The organism is Streptomyces sp. NPDC059166, assembly GCF_042755185.1.
Taxonomy (GTDB): Bacteria; Actinomycetota; Actinomycetes; order Streptomycetales; family Streptomycetaceae; genus Streptomyces.
Genome location: NZ_JBHZCI010000104.1, coordinates 1 through 1,202, shown reverse-complemented (window position 1 = coordinate 1,202; position 1,202 = coordinate 1). Strand labels below are relative to the sequence as shown.

Here is a 1,202-nt window from a genome sequence, read left to right as displayed (position 1 = left end):
CCGGGGTGTCCGGTGGTGTTCCGGGCACCCCGGTGGGTGGGTCAGCGGACGTTGAGGAGGTGTTCCATGGCGAGCTGGTCGAGGGCTTCGAAGGCCATGGAGCGTGTCGCTGCGGCGGTGGCGTCGAAGGTCTCGTAGGCGGTGGTGTCGGCGAGGAGTGCCTTGAGGCCGTCGGGGGCGGTGGGCTGGGCGAGTTCGTTCAGGCGGGAGGCGGTGAGGGCTTCCTGGACGGCGGGGTCGGCGCGGAAGGCGGCGGCGCGTTCCTTGAGGATGAGGTAGTTGCGCATGCAGTTCTTCGCGGATTCCCAGACGCCGTCGATGCCGTCGGTGCGCACGGGCTTGAAGTCGAAGTGGCGGGGGCCTTCGTAGCCGGCGGTCTCCAGGAGGTCGACGAGCCAGAACGCCTGGCGCAGGTCGCCGGCGCCGAAGCGGAAGTCCTGGTCGTACTTGATGCCGGACTGGCCGTTGAGGTCGATGTGGAAGAGCTTGCCGGCCCACAGGGCCTGGGCGATGCCGTGGGGGAAGTTGAGTCCGGCCATCTGCTCGTGGCCGGTCTCGGGGTTCACGCCGACCATCTCCGGGCGTTCCAGGCGTTCGATGAAGGCGAGGGCGTGGCCGATGGTGGGCAGGAGGATGTCGCCGCGGGGCTCGTTGGGCTTGGGCTCGATCGCGAAGCGGATGTCGTAGCCCTGTTCGGTGACGTAGTCGCCCAGGAGGTCGAAGGCTTCCTTCATGCGGTCCAGGGCCACCCGGACGTCCTTGGCGGCGCCGGACTCGGCGCCTTCGCGGCCGCCCCAGGCGACGTAGGTGGTGGCGCCGAGTTCGGCGGCGAGGTCGATGTTGCGGATGACCTTGCGCAGCGCGAAGCGGCGGACGTCGCGGTCGTTGGCGGTGAACCCGCCGTCCTTGAAGACGGGGTGGGTGAAGAGGTTGGTGGTGGCCATGGGGACCTTGAGGCCGGTGCGGTCCAGGGCGTCCTTGAACCGGCCGATGAGCCGGGCCCGCTCGCTCTCGGAGGACCCGAAGGGGATCAGGTCGTCGTCGTGGAAGGTGACACCGTGCGCGCCGAGCTCGGCGAGGCGTTCCACGGACTCGACCGGGTCCAGCGCGGGACGCGTCGGCTCGCCGAACGGGTCGTTGCCCCGCCAGCCCACGGTCCACAGACCGAAGGTGAACCTGTCCTCAGGGGTGGGAGTGAAGCG

At 69.6% G+C, this 1,202-nt stretch carries 1 protein-coding gene; it reads right to left on the bottom strand.

Annotated elements, in window-relative coordinates:
- Window positions 1-41: 41 nt before the first annotated feature.
- Window positions 42-1,202: xylose isomerase (gene xylA / locus ACFXOA_RS32295; protein WP_385035739.1), on the bottom strand; the 1,161-nt coding region annotated here is incomplete at its 5' end.